The organism is Rhizobium sp. L43 (assembly GCF_002531725.1).
Taxonomy (GTDB): Bacteria; Pseudomonadota; Alphaproteobacteria; order Rhizobiales; family Rhizobiaceae; genus Rhizobium.
This window is the reverse complement of the sequence record NZ_NWSQ01000072.1, coordinates 1-3906: the sequence shown is the minus strand read 5'-3', so window position 1 is coordinate 3906 and position 3906 is coordinate 1. Positions and strand designations below refer to the sequence as shown.

Sequence of the window (3906 nt, the reverse complement as noted above, 5' to 3'; positions counted from 1 at the left end):
ACATTCCCTCCAGCCATCATCGCGAACTGCGAGATGCAGCGATGAACTTATGGTCGGAAATGGCTCGCGTCTGAGTGGAAACCCAGGCCATCGTGATAATCCGTCGCCAATCGCGATTAAGTTTACGATGCCGATCAAAGAGATCCGCGATCGCGAAGCGCAATATGTCGAACGCGCTGAAAGAGCCTACGAGCGGAAGGTGGCGGCTTGGAAAGAAAAGCCACTGCATGCAGCGAGAGAGTGAAGATTCACTCTTCTCGACACCATCCGTCGTCATGCAGGTTCTGCCGTCGTCGGCATAGCGGGCAAAGTCAGCCCAGCGCGACAGCATATAGTCGATCGGTCCGGCCACCGGCGATGAGCGCGATAGGCTGGCCCGCTCGGTGCGCAACCATTCCTCCATATCGCCCAGTAGCAGCTTGCTCTTCTCCTGCCGGACCGCAAGCCGCTCGGCCGCGCTCAGGCCGTTTATGTCGCGCTCGAGGGCTACCGGGGAGATCGGCTTGGCACCCTTTACCGCGCCGAGCGTTGCGAGCGACATCGGCCAGCTCGAAGAACTTCCGGCGCGCATGGGCAAAGCAGAACGCGGGCGTAGCCGGCATCTGCTTCCTCGTCCGGTCGAACAGCGGATTAAAGCCGTTGTAGCAATCAGCCTGAAGAATGCCGCTGAAGTCGGCCAGATGCCCTTGCGGGTGCTCGCCGCGCCGATCGCTGGAGGCGTAGGGCCGGCGAACGGCTGATGGTCACGCACGTAAACCCATATTCGCCCGGTGGTGCATTGGCCCTTGGCCAGGATCGGGATCGTCGTGTCGTCACCGTGAAGCCGCTCGGCCTGGAACACATGCGCCTTGATCAGGTCGAAGACCGGCTTGAGGGCGAAGGTGACGTGCCCGACCTGATCGGCCAGGGTCTGGGTCGACAGACCGATGCCTCACATTTGAACCGCGTGCTCTGGCGGTTCAGCGGGATGTGCTGCCCGAACTTGTCGAACACGATCGTCGCCAGCAACTGAGGGCCGATGAAGCCGCGCGGGCGTCGCATGGAACGGTGCGGGAGCCTGACTGATCGCCTCGCAATCGCGGCAGGTAAATTTCTCGCGCACCGTCTCGATCACCTTGAATCGGCGCGGGATCTCCTCCAGCGTTTCCGTCACGTCCTCGCCCAGCTTCGACACCCGCGAGCCGCCACAGCAGGCACATGCCGTCGGCGCTTCGATGACGATGCGTGCGCGCTCGACGTCTTCGGGCCACGGCTTGCGCACTGGACGCTTGCGGGCGAAGGCGCGCACGGACTGCGTTCTTGCCGCGGCCTCTTGGGCGCTCAGTTCGTCCTCGGCGGCCGACGCCACGAGCTCTTCGAGCTGCAATTCCAACTGATCGATCAGCCGCTGCGTGCGCTCGCGGCGCGGCCCGTGCTTCTCGCGCTCCAGCTTGCCGATCAGCAACTGCAAATGCACGTTCAGCGCCTCAATGCTCGACAGCCGCGCCTTCGCGTTGGCCGCTTGCCTCAGCTAGCTTGCAGCCGCGCAGCACGTTCGGCCAGCAGCGCCGCATGAGCGCTGGCAAGGTCCGATGGCAGGGTAAGCGGCGGCAATGTCATAACGACATTGAATTAGATTTCTCAACAATCTCAGTGCAAAAATGCAGTCAGACCCGGCTGGGGCGCCAGGTTTCCTGCGGTGCGCGTGAGTCAATTCCGGACAGCAGATAGGAAAGCTGCGCCGACGAGATTGCCACCGCCCCACCTTCGGCGGAAGGCCAGATAAACCTTCCTCGCTCCAGTTTTTTCGTGAACAGGCAGGCCCCCTGGCCATCGTGCCAAACGACCTTGATCAGATCGCCGCGTTTGCCCCTGAAGCAGAACAGATGACCGCCCAGCGGGTCGTGCTTCAGCACCTCCTGCACCCGTAGCGCCGGGACGGGAACCCACATCGCATATCCGCATTGCCCGTCGCCAACCAAACCCGGACGCCTGTCGGGATCGGGATCATCGCAGTGTCTCCAGCCCGCGCAGGATTCGCAGCAGCGCATCGACGTCGACGTCACGGTCGACAAGGACGCGCCGGCCGTTTGCGCTCCGCACCTCCATGCGACGGCTACCCACTACCGGAGTCGATGGAGCCGACACGGGCGTAGGCACGTCCGGTGTGATCAGCGCGGGCACAAAGCCCTCGATCCGATTGCTGCCAAGATTGCCGGCCTGCGCCAACTGCCGCCAGCGGTACAGTTGTGCGCGGGAAACCCCATGCTTCTGCGCCGTCGCGGAAACCTGGCGACCATCGCCGGAAAAGCCTTCCTCGAGAATTTTGAGCTTGGCCGCGGCGGTAAAGCGCCGCCGACGCCCTGGGTCGATGATTTCAAGCCGGCTCACCGGTGTCCGAAAACTGTCCATATGCCTGTCCATAGCGACAAAACGACAGATTCATCCTACGCGCTCAAGGCGGCGCATCCTCGGATGCTCACTTTTGTCCGGAAAGCTTGCCGTTTTGGCCGCATTGAACTCATCAAATAGGATTTGCGCCGCGCGGACGAGCACGCGGCGCTTTTATTCGGCAGGGAAAGCAGCTTCGTCTAAGCCTTTGGCCATATTCGATGAATTCTTGCTCCACAATCTCCGACGGGCCAGCGCCGGCAGGGCAGAGGAGTTTAGTCCTTCAAGAGGCTTTTGTTCTCAGTCGTCGGCACGTACTGGAAAGTGTCTTGTCCTTGCTCAATGGCCGGTCCGGAGCCGCCTTCGTAAGCGAGGTTCCAGCTCGTAACTATCTCAGTGTTGTTGCCGTTGACCTGTGCGTAGCCGGTCCATCCGGTTGCGGAATTGCAGTTCTCCGTCGAATTGTTCCAGCCGACCGAAAATGCGATGAACGTCCCGTTTACCCTTCCTGTTAGCGGATAGGGCGAGTTCTGGCATCCGGTGCCCTGGGCTCTGTTTACATATTGGCCGGAGACATTTCCGAACGAGTCGACTTGAATGATCATCGTCGAGCCGGACTGGTTCTGCCAACTGCTGGAAGCCGATGCGATGCTTGAAAAATCCTTGAAGTTGCTTGCATCGAAAGCAAGAGCTGAGGTTGCTACAGCAAACACAAGTGCTGCAACTGCAGTAGTACGGATCATGGTTTTTCCTCCTGATGTGCGCCGACCGTCGGCGATCGTACCGAAGGTTGCATATAATCTCGTAATAATCAATCAATCCGAGTAGCAATTTACCGGGTTGAGAAACCCGAAAGACGGGCCGCGCCTTGCGCGGCGCGGCCCGAGAACGAGCATCGGGAGTGAAGACTTACACCATGCAAATTACGAACGGGATAGCGCAACGCTAATATCTTGACCATCATTGAACGGACAAACTGCATGGCCGCAACCCCGAGAGCTACCTCACGGACGTCCTAACCCAGATCAAAGATTCACCGGTAGATAGGCTTGAAGACCTGTTGCCGTGGAATATGCTCCCGACGGTCTCCACTGCGCAAAAGGCCGCCTGATGGCTCGTTCGATGCATATCTGCACGATCGAAGACGTCGCCACCATGACCGGCGAGAACCTCCAACTGCTCAGAGAGATCGTATCCATCCGAGCAGGGCCGCGGGATTTTGGGCGCCGCGCGTGGTAACGTCGGTTCATGGAGATCGATGAGGACAAGATCGACGATGCCGTTCTGGCGCTGTTATGGCTGACGCTGCATAACGAGCGTTGTGCCTGGAAGGGCTTCGACTGGGCAACGACGGATCGGCTTCACAGGAAGAGCTTGATCGGCGACCCGGTCAACAAGTCGAAGGGCATTGTAAACTTAATCGCGATTGGCGACGGATTATCACGATGGCCTGGGTTTTCACTCAGACGCGAGCCATTTCCGACCATAAGTTCATCGCTGCATCTCGCAGTTCGCGATGATGGCTGGAGGGAATGT

4 protein-coding genes and 2 pseudogenes are annotated in these 3906 nt (G+C 59.7%); 2 read left to right on the top strand and 4 right to left on the bottom strand.

Features of this window, described 5'->3' with window-relative positions:
• Window positions 1–250: 250 nt before the first annotated feature.
• The 4 genes and pseudogenes from CO667_RS34325 to CO667_RS34310 form a co-directional block, all read right to left on the bottom strand.
• Window positions 251–1599: pseudogene (locus CO667_RS34325) on the bottom strand (IS66 family transposase); the annotation flags it as partial.
• A 47-nt stretch (window positions 1600–1646) separates the two neighbouring features.
• The gene (gene tnpB / locus CO667_RS34320) at window positions 1647–1931 is read right to left on the bottom strand and encodes an IS66 family insertion sequence element accessory protein TnpB (RefSeq protein ID WP_348627821.1); all 285 of its coding nucleotides are present in this window, start codon (window positions 1929–1931) and stop codon (window positions 1647–1649) included.
• A gap of 55 nt (window positions 1932–1986) precedes the next feature.
• Window positions 1987–2391, bottom strand: a complete 405-nt coding sequence (locus tag CO667_RS34315; RefSeq protein ID WP_037080141.1) for a transposase — start codon at window positions 2389–2391, stop codon at window positions 1987–1989.
• 254 nt (window positions 2392–2645) lie between these two features.
• On the bottom strand, window positions 2646–3113 hold the full coding sequence (locus CO667_RS34310; RefSeq protein ID WP_064842422.1) for an avidin/streptavidin family protein: 468 nt from the start codon (window positions 3111–3113) through the stop codon (window positions 2646–2648).
• Window positions 3114–3296: 183 nt separating this feature from the next.
• Here CO667_RS34310 and CO667_RS34305 point away from each other — a divergent pair.
• Window positions 3297–3481: pseudogene (locus CO667_RS34305) on the top strand (transposase domain-containing protein); the annotation flags it as partial.
• A gap of 137 nt (window positions 3482–3618) precedes the next feature.
• Window positions 3619–3906: DUF6429 family protein (locus CO667_RS34300; RefSeq protein WP_170961549.1), on the top strand; the 288-nt coding region annotated here is incomplete at its 3' end.